The organism is Paenibacillus sp. NPDC058174 (genome assembly GCF_042883865.1).
Taxonomy (GTDB): Bacteria; Bacillota; Bacilli; order Paenibacillales; family Paenibacillaceae; genus Pristimantibacillus.
In genome coordinates this window covers 54,284-69,342 of sequence record NZ_JBHVUY010000010.1, presented here as the reverse complement: position 1 = coordinate 69,342, position 15,059 = coordinate 54,284, and the positions used below count along the sequence as shown (strand labels likewise).

Below are 15,059 nucleotides of genomic sequence, written 5' to 3'. Positions count from 1 at the left end.
GGTGTTGTTCTTGGTGTTGTTCTTGGTGTTGTTCTTGGTGTTGTTCTTGGTGTTGTTCTTGGTGTTGTTCTTGGTGTTGTTCTTGGTGTTGTTCTTGGTGTTGTTCTCTACACCAAACCTCACGGTTAGTTTCATTTAATGAAACTATGTTTCATTTTTATATCTAATTTCTATTATAGAGAAATTCTTGGCAGTTTTCAACCCGACATGCGTTCTACAACCACACTTGACGTAGCTCCTCCTCCAACCTACTCACCAACCCTGCACATAACGAAGCTGCTTCGCTATCTAACTAACTAATTTTCTCTATTTCCCACCGCACCTGCGGTATTTCTCCACATTTCCGCCAATAAGGAAGAAAATTTCCCTGTTGAGAATTTCGATGCCGGATGGATGTACTTTTCTTCTCTATCGAGCTCAGTGGCGGTCATTCAGCGCGATTAGCGCATTTTGTTCCGTTAATCAGCGAAGCTGGTTCGTTATTTACTTTTCATCATTCCCAGCGTCCGCACCATTTTGCCTACTATCGCAAACGCAGCCAGTTTCCATAAGGTTTCGTTTCGTGATCGGCCCGACGCGCTGCGAGCAGCTACCTATACTTACTACTTGCCCAGCCTACTCCCAGCAACGTCCGATTACCACACGCCATCTCTCACAATACCTGCTCGTAACGAACCACCTTCGCTCTCTAACTAACTAATTTTCTCTATTTCCCACCGCACCTGCGGTATTTCTTCACATTTCCGCCAATAAGGAAGAAAATTTCCCTGTTGAGAATTTCGATGCCGGATGGATGTACTTTTCTTCTCTATCGCGCTCAGAGGCGGTCATTTCAGCCCGATTAGCGCATTTTGTTCCATTAATCAGCGAAGCTGGTTCGTTATTTACTTTTCATCATTCCCAGCGTCCGCACCACCTTGCCTATTACCGCAAACGCATCCCGTGTCCATAAGGTTTCGTTTCGTGATTGTCCCGACGCACCGCGAGCAGATACCTATACTTACTCACTCCTTACCCAGCTCACTCCCAGCAACGTCCCGATCCCCCGCCTTTTCACCGAACCCACTCATAACTCGCTCATAACGAACCACCTTCGCTCTCTAGCGAACTAACTTTCGCTACAGCTGCCCCTGCCAACCCCCTCAACTGCTGCAACGAACAAAAATGCGCTATTCGAGAACCTAGGTTCTCGAATAGCGCATTTTGCTTCGCTGTAATGCTATATGGCGATCATGATCGCTGTCCAGCGAACTTTGCTTCGTTAATCAGCGAAGCCAGTTCGTTATTTACCTTACCACCATTTCGAGCACCTGCATCATCTGCGAATACCGCATAAGCCGCCCGAATCTCCAAATGTACCTTTTTCCATTACCAGCACGCGCCTCTCAACGTTACGGTGCCAACGAGGTACGCGGGCATATCCTTGAATTCTGCATTTGCAGCCGGGCACATACATTCAGGTGCGCACAACAGCCTAGCCTTCGCTCAAACGCCCGCGTGCATGATGCTGCCGTCTGCCAAGCACCAGCATAACCAGCAACAGAGCAAACAGCAGTATGATCGACCCGCCCAGCATCCATAGCGTGTTGCCAGCGCCAAAGCGATCCATCATCCAGCCCGTCAACCGCGGGAACAGCGCACCGCCTAGTCCTCCGGAAGCTACGAGCAAGCTCGTCGTTCGCTCCGTCATGCCGGGGATCTGCTCATTCGCATAGACGAGAGCGATTCCAAACACGCCTGAGAAGAACAGCCCGCTCAGACCGATCAACACAATCATCGTGGTCAGCTGGCCTGTAACCGCCATGCCCACGAACACGATAGCCGCTCCCGCCGTCGCAAACAGCAAATAACGGGAGTAGCCTGCCCAATCTGCCAGACGGCCAGCAAACAGCCGGCCAGCGATCATCGTCCCCCAGAACAAGCTAAGCGCAGCCGGCGCGCTGGCCGCCGCAACATTGAATTGCTCGATCAATATGGACGGCAAATAGTTGGAGAAGCTCATCTCCATTCCGACATAGACCATGAAGAATAATGAGCCCAGCAGCAAAAATGGCAGCGTTTGCGAATGATAGCCTAACAAGCCGCCTTTTCGAACGCCTGCCGAAGTATGATCGTCTTGGCTCCGTTCCTTATCCGCAGCACCTTGCTGCGGCTGATCGCCAAGCCGTCCATGAAAGCTGATCCGGTCGTCGATCTCGCCTCCGAACTGCATCGTCAGCCATAGGATGAACATAATTCCCGCCATCGCGGCCAACACGGGAAAAGACAGCTGCCATATATCGTGGCGGATCAGCAGCCCTGCCATCGTCGGCATTAGAAATGCGCCAATTCCGAAAAAAGTCTCCACCCGGCTCATAGCTGATGCCTTGCCGTTCTGCGTCGCCATATCGATAACCATCGCCCCAACGACCGCTTCCGTCATGCCAAAGCCAAAGCCGGCGAAAGGCGCAATTGCGAGCATTAGGCCCCATGGGGGCAATAAGCTGTAGGCCGCTTCGCTTATCGTAAGCAAACCGATGGCAATGAGAACACCGCCTCTTTTGCCCACTTTTGATGTAATCGTCGGCGCGATCAGCACACCGACCAGAAATCCGAGAAACTGGTTCATAATCCATTGTCCGCTGTCCCTGTAAGACAGTCCGTACTTCGCCATCATTTGCTCCAGCACCGCTCCGCCAATGACGTGAGCCAGGCCGATTACCAGGTAAGACAAGCATCCGAGCCATAACAATTTCCGCATATCATTAAAATCTCCTTGAACAGGTAGCCCCTTCTAACGAACGAAGTAGCGTATAATAATAAAGCCTATTGTTTTCGATTGGAAGAGCAACCAGAACTGCGAGCACCAGCCTCGCATCCTTCAAAATCTTCTATAAAAGGGAGCTGTCGTCCCATGACTGAGTTATTTTCCGGGTTGCCATCCTTACATTATAAACCACTGTCAGCCGTTATGACCATCATTCCGCTGGAAATTCGTCACGCTGAGCAAATTTGCAGCTGGACCTACGAATCCCCGTACCGTCTCTATGAATGGCCGAGCTGGCATCAAATGAAACAGGACGGAATCGAATTCGGCGATCCCGTCCTCAGACAGCAGCAATATAGGGCCATCGTCAACAATGACCAAGAGCTGATCGGCTTTGCGCAGCTGTTTCCGATGACTGGCGTCACGAGGCTCGGGATGGGTCTGCACCCCGATCTATGCAGCCGGGGTCTTGGCGCCGCTGCCGCCGCCCTCGTCTCCCAAGAAGCGCTGCGCCTGCGTCCAGATTGCACGGTTGATCTTGAAGTGCTGATCTGGAATCTTCGAGCCATTCGCGCCTACGAGAAGGCAGGCTTCCGCATCGACGATACGTATGTCCGTCCAACGCCCCGAGGCGCTGCATCGTTCCATTGCATGATTTTCCAGCCCCGCTCCTAATCCGTCGTCTCTGGCGCCTTGATATCTGCAAATAAGATAAGACCTGGACCGGCGAGCACCGATATCGTCCGAATCCACGCATGCGATTCCAGATCTGTGTAGACGCGTGACACGATCGTCGGCCTAAGCTCCCCCAGCTGCACGAGGTTGGGGATGAAATACGGCCGCCAGCTCCAGTTCGCTCCGCGAAATTCATCCTCCTGCCGCCATTCCTGATCCGTTACGCGTGAAAAGTTGGAGGACAGCTGAATGCCGTCATCACGGCATAGATAGACACGGATACAGTTGTCCTGAAGCTTGGGAAGCAGCTCGCGAATCCACACATCCTTATGCTCATAATAGCCATGTGCCTGCACCGTATGATCAATTTGAGCGGCAAGCTGCCGGGATTGCTGCTGCCAATATTGCTCCGACAGAAGATGCTTGCGCAAATGCGCATCCAATTCCTCCTCCAGCAGCGGGGCAAAACGAAATGCCTCTTGGAACTCCGGCTCCGCCCGGGAGAAAAGAAAGCCCTGCACATAGCGTGCGCCCGCCTCAATCGCCCGCTCCAGGTCATCCCGTGTCTCGACGCCTTCGGCGAGCAGCGATGCGCCGATCTGTTCCGCAAGCGCGGAGAAGGAGCGCAGAGCCCCCAGATAGCCGTCATGAGTCGCACTCCGTTTGATCATATGCATATCGATCTTCAGGATGTTCGGCTGAATATGAGCGATCCGGCCCGTGCTGCTGAAGCCGCTGCCCACATCATCAATTGCAATTAAGCAGCCTCTGGACCGGTAAAGGTCAACAACCTTGCGCAGCTCCTCTCTTGAGCCGTGGAACGCTTCTTCGGTAATCTCGATAACGATCCGGCGCGGATCGATACCGTATTTATCAATCAGATTCAATGTGTACAGCTCACCTGCATCGGAATAACGCTGAATCCAATTAGGCTTTAAATTAATGAACAGCAAAGAAGACGAATCTGAACCGCTAAGTTTGCTTATCGCCTGCTCACGCAATATGCGGTCTACCGCAATATGATCCTCGTCCGCGACGGAAGCGTCGCCAAAGAAAGGCCCCAGACTGCGCACCAAGCCCCCTTCCGAGCAAGCCCTCCCCAGCACTTCATAGCCCGCGATTTTCCTTGTATCCATCGCTATAATCGGTTGATAGAACGCAACCAGATGTTCGTTATCCAAGCCGAGCGCTTTCGGCAAATCATTACTAGTAGCGGTCATTGCGCCCACCTCTGCGTTATGTACATGTTATATTTTCTGCCATTAATGATTGTTCTCATTCTATATGATTCGACAATAAATGTAAATAAGCGACAGAATCTCTGCCGCTTCTTCCTTGCTTATGTCCTTCTCTGCCTCGTATCATCAATTAACTAGACGAGCCGCACCATCCGCGTCACATTGTCGCCTTGCGATACTTCAATGACATGATGCTTGGGATGATACGTAATTTCTCCCGAACCTACGGCTATAACCGGCTGCTCACCCAGTCCGAAAAACACGTCGTCCGCCAGCGCCTCCATCACTTCGTGGCGATCCGTTTCGCCAAGTGCCGCCCATTCCTCTTCTTCCATCTCAAAAAAAGTATAGCTGTCCCCGATCGCGCTGACCGCTTCCGTCAAATCCTTCAATATATCTGCATATTCTCTTGCATGCCTTACGCCCATGCCGATAACCACCTTTGTCCCATTGAATTTATTCGCTTTCCTTATACTATCATTTTACCGCATTTTATGAATTTTAACGCGAACCTCGTAAATCATAACTTTAAGTCTAATCTCAGTAAGCCCTCCTGTCGATAATAATAGTAGATAATGTCGAATACGTATTGGACGGGGTGTATCATGGAAAAATCTTCGGTGTTTGGTGTCGTTTTAGGTGTTATAGCAGTTTTGGTAGGGATGGTATTGAAAGGTGCCGGTCTTGGCAACTTGTATAATCCTGCAGCCTTTATGATTATTATAGTCGGAACCGTTGCTGCCGTGATGATCGCTTTCCCGTTATCGGAGCTGGCGAAGACTGGCAAGCTGTTCAAAAAAGTATTTGTAGAGCAAAAGCTGATGCCGCGTGACCAATTAATCGCCAGCTTCATGGAGTGGGCTTCCATCACTCGCCGTGAAGGCTTGCTGGCGCTTGAAGCTAAAGTGGATGACATTGACGATGCGTTTCTCCGCAACGGTATGCGGATGATTATTGACGGTAACGACCAGGATTTCGTACGCGACGTTCTGCTTGAGGATATTTCGGCAACGGAGGAGCGTCACAAAGCAGGAGCGCTTATCTTTACACAGGCGGGCACTTACGCGCCTACCCTCGGCGTATTGGGCGCCGTAGTTGGTCTGGTTGCCGCTTTGTCGGATATGAGCAACATGGATCACCTTGCCCATGCCATCGCGGCGGCCTTCATTGCGACACTGCTCGGTATTTTCACAGGTTACGTGCTCTGGCACCCGATTGCGAACAAGCTGAAACGCCTCTCGAAACGGGAAATTGAGATTCGTCTCATGATGGTAGAGGGACTGCTCTCCATTCAATCCGGTGTTTCTACCATTGCGATCAGCCAGAAGCTGTCGGTATTCCTGACTCCAACTGAGCGCATTAAGCTGCGGGAGAAGGAGGAAGGCGCCGTTGAGCAGAAAGCATAAGCATGACCACGAGGATCACATTGACGAATCCTGGCTGATCCCATACGCTGACTTGCTCACTCTTCTGCTTGCTACGTTTATCGTGCTGTATTCCATGAGTTCCGTGGACAGCAGAAAGTTTGAAGAGCTCAGCCAGGCATTTAATCTCGCGTTCAACAGCGGTGTAGGCGTTCTGGACAATCCGTCCATTACAGAGCGCGGCCCTCAGCGCGAAGAGATTATTTCGGAGAAGCCGGAAGACAAGAAGAAGAAGGAAGAGGAATCGCGCCGCCAGGAGCTCATGAAGAAAGAGCAGGAGGACCTGGAGAAGCTGAAGAAAAGCCTCGACACTTATATTAAAAAGAACGGCTTAATGACAGAGCTGGAGACGAAGCTTAACCAGTCACAGCTTATGATTACGATTAGCGACAATGCGTTGTTCGCCTCCGGCAGTGCCGTGCTGAAGGATGAATCCAAGGATTTGGCGTCGGCCATTTCCAAAATGCTGCAGCAATATCCGGAATACGAGATTATCGTATCCGGCCATACCGACAATGAGCCGATCTCCACGCGGGAATTCAAGTCCAACTGGGACCTCAGTTCTTCCCGGGCGATTCGTTTCATGGACGTGCTGCTGCAAAATCAAGGCTTGAAGCCGGAACGCTTCAGCGCAATCGGCTACGGCGAATATCGTCCAGTATCCTCCAATACTTCGGTTGAAGGACGGGCGAAAAACCGCCGCGTAGAAGTCTCCATTATCCGGAAGTACATCGATCCCGATGCGGTTGAGCAAGTACCGGCAACTCCAAAGCAATAGTACGCATGAATAAAAAGACCTTCGCAGTGAGTTGCGAAGGTCTTTTTATTCGCCTTTATCCTATCCTAGCGTGGCCGGCTCGTATTCCAGCGTCTGAAACAGCTCTTTCAGCTCAGCCTCGGTCAGATCGCGCCAGCGGCCCGTCTGCAGCCCGCCCAATTCGATGTTCATGACGCGGAGCCGTTTCAGCTTCCGCACATGATAGCCATAGGCTTGGCACATCCGGCGAATTTGCCGGTTGCGGCCCTCCGTTAGAATAATCTTGAATACCCGGTCGGATACACGAGTAACGACGCATGGCAGCGTCATACTGCCTAATATCCTCACACCCTCCGACATTCCTTTAACGAAGTCAGCGGTAACCGGACGATCTACCGTCACGATATATTCCTTCTCATGCCGGCCCTCCGAACGTAAAATCGGATTTACGACGTCTCCATCATTCGTTAGCAGAATCAGCCCTTCCGAATCCTTGTCCAACCGGCCAATCGGAAAGATCCGCTCTTCATGGCCAACAAAGTCGACGATATTGCCCGGAATATGAAGCTCCGTTGTACTCGTAATACCTACAGGCTTGTTTAATGCAATGTAGACGTGGCGCTTCTGCTCACCGATCCGCTTGCCGTCCACCCGCACATCATCTCCAAGCTCCGCTTGGCTTCCGAGCTGCGCCTTTTCTCCATTAATGGTTACACGGCCGCTGTCCACCAGCTTATCCGCCTCGCGGCGCGAGCAATAGCCCGTCTCGCTAATAAACTTGTTAATACGCACTTCTGTTCACCTCATGTGTATGTGCCGCCAACTGCGCGATTTTTATTGAAGGATAGATGAATACGGCTGGCTTTGCGTGACCCGCTTTCAGGCCAAGCTGACCATCCACGGCCTGCTTTGCTACGGATCGCATCGCCTGGGCGACAGCTTCGCCCTCTATAGCACGATAGGGCCGCAGCGGCCCGACCATAAGCCAGCCCAGCGATTTGGACAGCGCCGCTGCTGCCGTCTCCCCAAACCTGACGGTTTGCCGGTGGCCAAGCAGCAAGGAGGGCTGGAAGAAATGCATCGTCTCTACAGGTACTGTTGCAAGTCTATCCTGCAGCAGCCCCTTTACCCGGCTATAAAAGAAAGGCGAGCTGGCGGAGGAGCCTATCGCCGTAATCACGAGAAAATGCTTCACGCCCCTCTGTTCCGCCCAATCGGCAAGCGACGCCGGATAATCGTAATCCACCCGGCGGAACGCCTCCTGAGAGCCGGCTGCTTTAATCGTCGTGCCTAACGCACAGTACACAACATCGGCTGAGACGTCGCCAAGCGCTTCTCCGAGCTGCTCAAAGTCTGCCACGATAACACGCAGCTTTGAACGGTCCCCGGCCGCTGCGGGTAAGTCCAGCGGTCTGCGGGCCAGCACTGTAACGGCATGACAAGACGGATCAGCCAGCAATTGCTTCACGATTGCTGAACCGACCAGTCCTGTGGCTCCAGCCACCAAGCAGCTATAAGTTCCGGATTCAGAGCCCCGCCGCTCCCGATCAACCATCGTACCCCACCGCCATCCTGAGTAATTCCGTCCGTACACTATCCAAATTCTATTGCTCCGATTCCTTCAGTATACCTTCATTCGATTGCGTATTCAAAGCCGGAAGCATAATTGTAACAGTCGTTCCTACATTGACCTGACTTTGAATTTCCATGAGCCCTTCGTGACTGTGAATAATGCGCTGGCTGATCATCATCCCGAGGCCTGTTCCGCTTTCCTTTCCGGTAAAAAACGGACTGCCGATCTTCGCAATCATCTCCTCTGGAATACCGATCCCCTCATCGGTTATCGAAATCGTAATCTGATCCTGTTTGCGCGCTACATGGGCATGAATACGCCCGCCACTTGGCATCGCCTCAATGCCGTTTTTCAACAGATTAATGAATACCTGCTTCAACTGATTCTCCTCGCAAGAGACGAGACAGGAGGCATCCGTCAAAGAATGGCTGAACACAACATTGTACATATGCGCTTCGCTATCCAGCAGCGACATCACTTCTTTAAGCACGGTACGAACGTCTTTGGTCGTAAAACGGGTCGCTTGCGGTTTCGCCAGAATGAGAAACTCCCCGACAATTAAATTGATTCGATCGAGCTCCGACAACATTAGGCTAGTATGCTCCGAATTGAGCTTCTTGCTCTGCTGCTGAAGCTGCAGAAACCCTCTCAGCGTCGTCAGCGGGTTGCGAATTTCATGAGCCACTCCGGCAGCAAGCTGGCCGACTGTCGTCAGCTTCTCCGAATTGCGCAGCAGATCCTCCATCCGGTTGCGGCTCCTCATATCCCGGGTAATGCTTGCAAAGGCTTGTACGTTGCCCTTCTCGTCCCTTATAGGAGACACCGTCACGCTAACCGGGATGATCTCGCCGCTCTTGGTCATCCGAACCGTCTCCTGCGCTGGCAGCACCTTGCCCGATAGAAGCGAATTCTGAATAAGCCGCATTTCGGAACGATGCGACTCCGGAGCAAGCTTCAGACTATACCCGATCGCCTCTTCGCTGCTATAGCCAAAGAGCTGTTCGAACGCCTGATTTACCTGAATAATCCGATCGTCCAAATCGATTACATGGATGGCATCGCTTGTATGGTTAATAAAGGATTGCAAATAATCCTTCATTCGGCGGTTATCCTCAAAAGCCTTGCGCAGCTTGTCCATGTAAATCGTAAGATTTTGCGACATGGCGTTGATCTTCAAGGAAAGCAGACTAAATTCATCCTTTCCGACCACCTTAATGACGGAATCGAACCGGCCCTGAGAAACCTCATTCACTTTCCATAAAATTTTGCGCAACGGCCGAAGCAGCCAGCCTGCCAGCAAATTGCTGCTGAACAGCACAAATATCAATATAAAAATACCATATTGAAGAGCGGTTATCCGATTAAGGCTAACCACTTGATGAACGGTATCGCAATCATAAACCAGACCAATTATGTATGGAAAACCTTCCGCGCTATAATAGCTTTTCATATACTCGGTGCCGTTAATATGTATCTCTCGAAAATGGAATGCATTGTTTGAAGCTTTAGCCAGAAACAGTGCGTCCCCGCTTTCATCTACATAAGAATAAGCGCCATAGGCAACGCTCCAGTCGGCAATCGAATGAGCGGCAGCAGCAGCTTCAGCAGGCTTCTTGGCAAACAGCGTGACTTCCAGCAATTGATTGTCCACGACGTACAGCATGTCGACCATACTGTTCAGACGCTCAGCCGAATGACTATGCAAATTCCCTCCATCCATCGTTGAAATTGATTGCTCCTGATCCTCCTCTATCATTTGTGCAAGGTGCTTCGAAATGTCTTGCATTTGCTCTTTTGCCGATTGCTCCATGTTGCGTATCGTCGTAATTTCCTCCACAATAACTATGAAAAGGAATGCGGTCAAAATGATCAGCGTAATCAATAGTGAGAACTTGATTTTGAACGACAAGAATGCGACACTTCCTTTGCATAGAATGGATTCCGGCCTCATTGTCCACAAGTTATTCACATTATCTACAATCCATCCACATAGCTGTCGAATAAGTTGTGCGTATTTTTGTGGACAACACTATAGTTATCCACAGTTTTATCCACCACATGTTAACAACAGAATATTTGTTCGAGGAATAAATACGAACATTTCACAACGATACGGAGGTACAGTTTCAATCATGATAAGAGAGCAAGAAGATCAAGCATGGATGCAATATGCCATCGAAGAAGCACGAAAGGCCGAGCAGATCGGCGAGGTGCCGATTGGCGCCATCGTCGTGAAAGACGGCGAAATTATAGGCAGAGGGTATAACTTAAGGGAGACCAAGCATGACCCTACCGCCCATGCCGAGATGGTCGCGATTAGAGAGGCTTGCGAAAAAATAGGCGCTTGGCGGCTGCTCGATTGCACCCTGTATGTCACACTGGAGCCTTGTCCAATGTGCGCAGGCGCTATCGTGCAATCCCGCATCAAGCGCGTCGTATACGGCACCGATGATCCGAAAGCAGGGTGCGCAGGCACGTTAATGAACCTGTTGCAGGAGCCCCGGTTCAATCACGAAACGGAACTGACCAGCGGCGTCCTCCAAATGGAATGTGCAACGCTGCTGACCCAGTTCTTCAGAAATCTGCGCAAGCAGAAATAAGATATAAGTTTGAGTTCGTAGACTTATTGGGAATTGCAATTTTTCTCATTACGGCGCGGCAGTGTATAAGCGATTTGGTCGCGCTGCAGTTGCTGCAGTACTACGATTAGTTGATCGGCCTCTTCACTAATAGCAAGAACTTCCGGGTCGGTTAAGCTGCCGCGTGCCTCTGCAATTTCATGAAGCTTCATCCGCAGCGATTGCAATTGATTAAGCAATATCGTTTTGTCCATAGCTCGCTTTGGGGCACGCTCCTTATTAGCACACTTGTCGTAATAAATGTATTATACGCTTTCTTATTTCAAGAGTTTGTAAAAACGTGTCGACAGATGAATACAATTTTTAGGCATTTTTCGACAATCAATGGTGCAATTTCCAATGTTATAGTTCAAAAATACTATCTTCACCAGCTTTTGTCTAGCTGATTTTCCCTTGTATTTGGGTGCAGGAATGGGAACTGCCAGCCGCAATACCTACAGCAAGAAGGCGTAACGAAATTGGAAGCGCTGCAAAAATAAAATTTGCTCTTTCTAGGCTGCTCGTCTATAAGCTGGAAATCTCCAGCGCGAATAGCCAAATAAAACAGGGGATGTCCCGAGGTCTATTCAGACCTTTTGGGACATCCCCTGTTTTATTCGATGATGCTTTTTTTCGTTCCGTCGCGCCCTGTTCTTCGGTTTCCGGTTATGCTTCTCCGGCTACCGCTACCCAGTGCCCCTTCGATACCTCCAAGAAGCTCGAATGCTCAAGACCATAAGGATCGGCCTTCGATGCTTCTGTGCTCACGATGAGCTTCTTGCGCGACTCAATCTTCGGATCTGGAACCGGAATGGCCGCGAGCAGCGTCTTCGTATAGTCATGAAGCGGATTCGCATACAGCTCCTCGCTCTCCGCCAGCTCTACGATCTTGCCCTTGTACATGACGGCTACACGGTCGCTAATATGCTTCACCATGGACAAGTCATGGGCAATGAACAGATAGGTCAGGCCAAGCCGCTGCTGCAGCTCTTCAAGCAGCTTCACGATCTGCGCCTGTATGGACACGTCTAGTGCAGACAACGGTTCGTCGCAGACGATAAACTCCGGTTCAACGGCAAGCGTCCGTGCGATCCCGATCCGCTGCCTCTGCCCGCCCGAGAACTCATGCGGGTAACGCATAGCGTGAGATGCGTTAAGCCCCACCATGTCGAGCAGCTCCTCGATCCGCTTCTGGCGTACCTCCTTGCCGGAGGACATGCCGTGCACGTCCAATGCTTCGCCGATAATGTCCGCCACGCGCAGCCGCGGATTAAGCGACGCATATGGATCCTGGAAGATCATCCCCATATGACGGCGCATCCGCTTCATTTCCCCGCGGTTCAATTGCTGCAGCGGAATACCGCGATAGAGCACCTCTCCTCCCGTCACTTCATTCAAACGGAGGATGGAACGGCCCGTCGTCGACTTGCCGCTTCCCGATTCGCCTACAACGCCCAATGTTTCGCCTGCACGAATATCAAAGCTGATGTTGTTGACCGCCTTCAAAATTTGACCCTTGCCCAGATCAAAATGCTGTCTCAGCGATCTAACCTGCAGCAGCGGCACATCGTCCTCGGAGCGCTTCACAAGCGGCACCGGCTTAGGCTTCTTCTTCTCATCCAGACGAGGCAAAGCGTTCAGCAGCTTGACTGTATACGGGTGCTGCGGATTCGCGAACAGCTCCTCCGTCGTTCCCGTCTCCACGATCTCCCCGTCCTTCATAACAACGACGCGGTCGCACATCCCGGCTACAACGCCCAGATCATGCGTAATTAATATAATAGAAGTGCCAAGTTCCTTCTGAAGCACCTTCATTTGGTTCAAAATTTGCGCTTGGATCGTCACGTCGAGTGCAGTTGTAGGTTCATCTGCGATAAGCAGCGACGGCCGGCATGCAAGCGCAATTGCGATCATGACACGCTGGCGCATCCCGCCGGAGAACTCATGCGGATACTGGGAATAACGCGTCTCGGCGTTCGGGATACCGACCATTTTCAGCATCGCAATGGCCTCGCCTCTAGCCTCCGCTTTACCCATCTTCCGGTGCTTAATGAGACTCTCCTCGATCTGCTTGCCGATCCGCATCGTCGGATTAAGCGACGACATCGGGTCCTGGAAGATCATGCCGATCTCCTTGCCGCGAATCGCCTCCATCTCCGCGTCGCTTTTGTCCGCCAGATTTTTTCCTTGAAACAGCACTTCCCCTCCCTTCACCATAGAAGGAGGAGACGGCAGCAGACGCATAATGGTACGCGCCGTTACGCTCTTGCCGCTGCCGGACTCGCCGACGATGCCGAGCGTCTCGCCCTTGCCCACCTCGAAGCTCACATTTCGAACGGCCTCTACTTCCTTATCTCTGGTAAAAAAAGATACCGATAATTGATTAACCTGAAGCAATGCATTCATGATGTCACCTTTTTTTATATATTTTTACGAATTTGTTCAACTCTTCGCGGTCAGATTAAGATTAAATATGAGAAAATAGAATGAAACTTGACTTTTATCTACCCTTAAAATAAAATCTACTATATCTATCGGAATAATGCAATTAAAAAAGGAGCGAATATAGATTGACTGGCGATGCTGCTGCAACGGGATACGGCTTCACAGATCGTATTGCCGCCATCTATCGTAAAATGTATATCAACCCCGCCTACCGGCTGCTGTTACTTCTACTTGGGGCACCAATTACACTAATTGTATTCGGGGTTTATCAATATCGCAAATCTTCAGACGGCTCTCGCAGACAAGCGGAAGAACTAAGAGCCAGCCTCATTGCCTCCGGCAGCAAGGAACGGCTGTTAGAGGAAGCGAGGGACCAACTGAGACGCAAGCATGCTTTCTTTGGACAGACCGTCTCAGCAGAGCAATTGAACCGCGAGGCGGAACGATTGGCTTCGACCAAGTTCGAGGCTCTTGTTCAGGAACGACTTCGTGATGGAGCCTTGGGCGGCAATTACAAGCAACACTTGGATTTTGCCGAAACATTCCACTCTCTGCTCGGCAATTCGTTATTTTTCGCCCTATCGTGGCTGCTCGGATTGCCGATGTACGTGCTAATGGCGGTATATGCCAGCGCTTATGCCAAATATATCGCAGAACGGCTGTTCATGACGCTGTTCGTTATTTTGGGCGTCTCGTTCGTTGTATTCACGATTCTATACATCTCACCCATGAGCCCTGCCGCCAATATTCTTGGCGAGACAGCGACGGATGAGCAAATCGCGAACTTCAACCATCTATACGGACTGGACCAGCCTTACCTGGTGCAATTATGGAATACGCTCAAGGGCATTTTCACCTTCGATCTGGGACGCTCTTTCTCCGGCAATGAGAACGTGACTGTGTCTATCGCTAATAAGTTTCCGGTTACGCTGACGCTTACGTTGATCTCCACCTTGATCGCCGTATTGATCGCGCTGCCAATCGGCATTATTTCGGCAACTAGGCCGAACTCGTTTTTCGATTATACGTTTATGTTCATCGCACTGCTCGGATTGTCGATCCCGAACTTTTGGCAGGGCCTGATCTTTATTCTGAATTTCTCGATCAAATGGTCCTGGCTCCCGGCTACATACAGCCCTAACAACTGGCTGTCTGCAATCATGCCGATCATCGTGCTTGGCACGGGATTAACCGCTGCAGTAGCCCGGATGACGAGATCTTCGACGCTTGAAGTCATTCATGAGGATTATATTATTACAGCCCGGGCAAAAGGACTCGCTCGCAGATCCGTGCTGTGGAAGCATGCCGTTGGCAATGCGCTTATTCCGATCATTACCGTAATCGGCCTTCAATTCGGAACCATGCTCGGCGGAGCTGCTGTTACCGAGAAGGTATTCAACATTAGCGGTATCGGCAGCTATATTGTAGACAAGCAATTTATACCCGACATCCCGAGCATTATGGGCGGCGTGGTCTATACAGCCATTACCATCTCAATCATCAACGTTATCGTTGATTTGATGTATGCATTCTTTGATCCGCGAATTCGTTCGAAGATGAAACAATACTAAAGCAGGTGCAAC

13 protein-coding genes are annotated in these 15,059 nt (G+C 50.8%); 5 read left to right on the top strand and 8 right to left on the bottom strand.

Going from position 1 to position 15,059, the window contains the following annotated elements:
- Positions 1 to 1,474: 1,474 nt before the first annotated feature.
- Complete coding sequence (locus tag ACFVVF_RS26945) at positions 1,475 to 2,740, bottom strand: MFS transporter (protein WP_387816073.1); 1,266 nt, start codon at positions 2,738 to 2,740, stop codon at positions 1,475 to 1,477.
- 153 nt (positions 2,741 to 2,893) lie between these two features.
- Between ACFVVF_RS26945 and ACFVVF_RS26940 the strand changes: the two genes are divergently transcribed.
- Positions 2,894 to 3,421 carry a GNAT family N-acetyltransferase gene (locus ACFVVF_RS26940; RefSeq protein ID WP_387816071.1) on the top strand — a complete coding sequence of 176 codons (528 nt, stop codon included), beginning with the start codon at positions 2,894 to 2,896 and terminating at the stop codon, positions 3,419 to 3,421.
- Here ACFVVF_RS26940 and ACFVVF_RS26935 read toward each other — a convergent pair.
- Positions 3,418 to 4,641, bottom strand: a complete 1,224-nt coding sequence (locus ACFVVF_RS26935; protein ID WP_387816069.1) for an EAL domain-containing protein — start codon at positions 4,639 to 4,641, stop codon at positions 3,418 to 3,420. The two genes, ACFVVF_RS26940 and ACFVVF_RS26935, sit on opposite strands and share 4 nt — an antisense overlap.
- 152 nt (positions 4,642 to 4,793) lie before the next feature.
- On the bottom strand, positions 4,794 to 5,087 hold the full coding sequence (locus tag ACFVVF_RS26930; RefSeq protein ID WP_387816067.1) for a hypothetical protein: 294 nt from the start codon (positions 5,085 to 5,087) through the stop codon (positions 4,794 to 4,796).
- 177 nt (positions 5,088 to 5,264) lie between these two features.
- Here ACFVVF_RS26930 and motA point away from each other — a divergent pair, with 177 nt between their 5' ends.
- Both motA and motB read left to right on the top strand, forming a co-directional pair.
- Positions 5,265 to 6,065 carry a flagellar motor stator protein MotA gene (gene motA / locus ACFVVF_RS26925; RefSeq protein WP_387816065.1) on the top strand — a complete coding sequence of 267 codons (801 nt, stop codon included), beginning with the start codon at positions 5,265 to 5,267 and terminating at the stop codon, positions 6,063 to 6,065.
- On the top strand, positions 6,049 to 6,861 hold the full coding sequence (gene motB / locus ACFVVF_RS26920) for a flagellar motor protein MotB (RefSeq protein WP_387816063.1): 813 nt from the start codon (positions 6,049 to 6,051) through the stop codon (positions 6,859 to 6,861). The genes motA and motB overlap by 17 nt, the downstream gene beginning before the upstream one ends.
- A gap of 60 nt (positions 6,862 to 6,921) precedes the next feature.
- Here motB and rluF read toward each other — a convergent pair whose 3' ends face one another.
- Genes rluF through ACFVVF_RS26905 form a run of 3 tightly spaced genes read right to left on the bottom strand, consistent with a single transcriptional unit; the run spans position 6,922 to position 10,322 of the window.
- Positions 6,922 to 7,632, bottom strand: coding sequence for a 23S rRNA pseudouridine(2604) synthase RluF (gene rluF / locus ACFVVF_RS26915; RefSeq protein ID WP_387816061.1), 711 nt, complete (start codon positions 7,630 to 7,632; stop codon positions 6,922 to 6,924).
- On the bottom strand, positions 7,622 to 8,395 hold the full coding sequence (locus ACFVVF_RS26910) for an NAD(P)H-binding protein (protein ID WP_387816059.1): 774 nt from the start codon (positions 8,393 to 8,395) through the stop codon (positions 7,622 to 7,624). Before ACFVVF_RS26910 ends, rluF begins: the two co-directional genes overlap by 11 nt.
- A gap of 49 nt (positions 8,396 to 8,444) precedes the next feature.
- Positions 8,445 to 10,322 (bottom strand): PAS domain S-box protein, encoded by a 1,878-nt coding sequence (locus ACFVVF_RS26905; RefSeq protein WP_387816057.1) that lies wholly within the window; start codon positions 10,320 to 10,322, stop codon positions 8,445 to 8,447.
- 223 nt (positions 10,323 to 10,545) lie between these two features.
- On the opposite strand from ACFVVF_RS26905, the gene tadA reads away from it, so the two are divergent.
- A complete protein-coding gene (tadA, locus tag ACFVVF_RS26900; protein ID WP_042171000.1) occupies positions 10,546 to 11,013 on the top strand; it encodes a tRNA adenosine(34) deaminase TadA in 468 nt (155 codons plus the stop codon).
- A gap of 23 nt (positions 11,014 to 11,036) precedes the next feature.
- Here the strand turns inward: tadA and ACFVVF_RS26895 are convergent, their stop codons facing one another.
- Together ACFVVF_RS26895 and ACFVVF_RS26890 are read right to left on the bottom strand one after the other, a co-directional pair.
- Positions 11,037 to 11,246, bottom strand: coding sequence for an aspartyl-phosphate phosphatase Spo0E family protein (locus ACFVVF_RS26895; RefSeq protein ID WP_042170997.1), 210 nt, complete (start codon positions 11,244 to 11,246; stop codon positions 11,037 to 11,039).
- 451 nt (positions 11,247 to 11,697) lie between these two features.
- Complete coding sequence (locus ACFVVF_RS26890; RefSeq protein ID WP_387816054.1) at positions 11,698 to 13,437, bottom strand: ABC transporter ATP-binding protein; 1,740 nt, start codon at positions 13,435 to 13,437, stop codon at positions 11,698 to 11,700.
- A 164-nt stretch (positions 13,438 to 13,601) separates the two neighbouring features.
- Between ACFVVF_RS26890 and ACFVVF_RS26885 the strand changes: the two genes are divergently transcribed.
- Positions 13,602 to 15,047 (top strand): ABC transporter permease, encoded by a 1,446-nt coding sequence (locus tag ACFVVF_RS26885; RefSeq protein WP_387816052.1) that lies wholly within the window; start codon positions 13,602 to 13,604, stop codon positions 15,045 to 15,047.
- The last annotated feature ends 12 nt before the right edge of the window (positions 15,048 to 15,059 follow it).

Coding starts and splice junctions, on each gene's coding strand:
- ACFVVF_RS26945 (WP_387816073.1), bottom strand. CDS start 2,740: ATGCGGAAATTGTTATGGCTCGGATGCTTGTCTTACCTGGTAATCGGC.
- ACFVVF_RS26940 (WP_387816071.1), top strand. CDS start 2,894: ATGACTGAGTTATTTTCCGGGTTGCCATCCTTACATTATAAACCACTG.
- ACFVVF_RS26935 (WP_387816069.1), bottom strand. CDS start 4,641: ATGACCGCTACTAGTAATGATTTGCCGAAAGCGCTCGGCTTGGATAAC.
- ACFVVF_RS26930 (WP_387816067.1), bottom strand. CDS start 5,087: ATGGGCGTAAGGCATGCAAGAGAATATGCAGATATATTGAAGGATTTG.
- motA (WP_387816065.1), top strand. CDS start 5,265: ATGGAAAAATCTTCGGTGTTTGGTGTCGTTTTAGGTGTTATAGCAGTT.
- ACFVVF_RS26910 (WP_387816059.1), bottom strand. CDS start 8,395: ATGGTTGATCGGGAGCGGCGGGGCTCTGAATCCGGAACTTATAGCTGC.
- tadA (WP_042171000.1), top strand. CDS start 10,546: ATGATAAGAGAGCAAGAAGATCAAGCATGGATGCAATATGCCATCGAA.
- ACFVVF_RS26895 (WP_042170997.1), bottom strand. CDS start 11,246: ATGGACAAAACGATATTGCTTAATCAATTGCAATCGCTGCGGATGAAG.
- ACFVVF_RS26890 (WP_387816054.1), bottom strand. CDS start 13,437: ATGAATGCATTGCTTCAGGTTAATCAATTATCGGTATCTTTTTTTACC.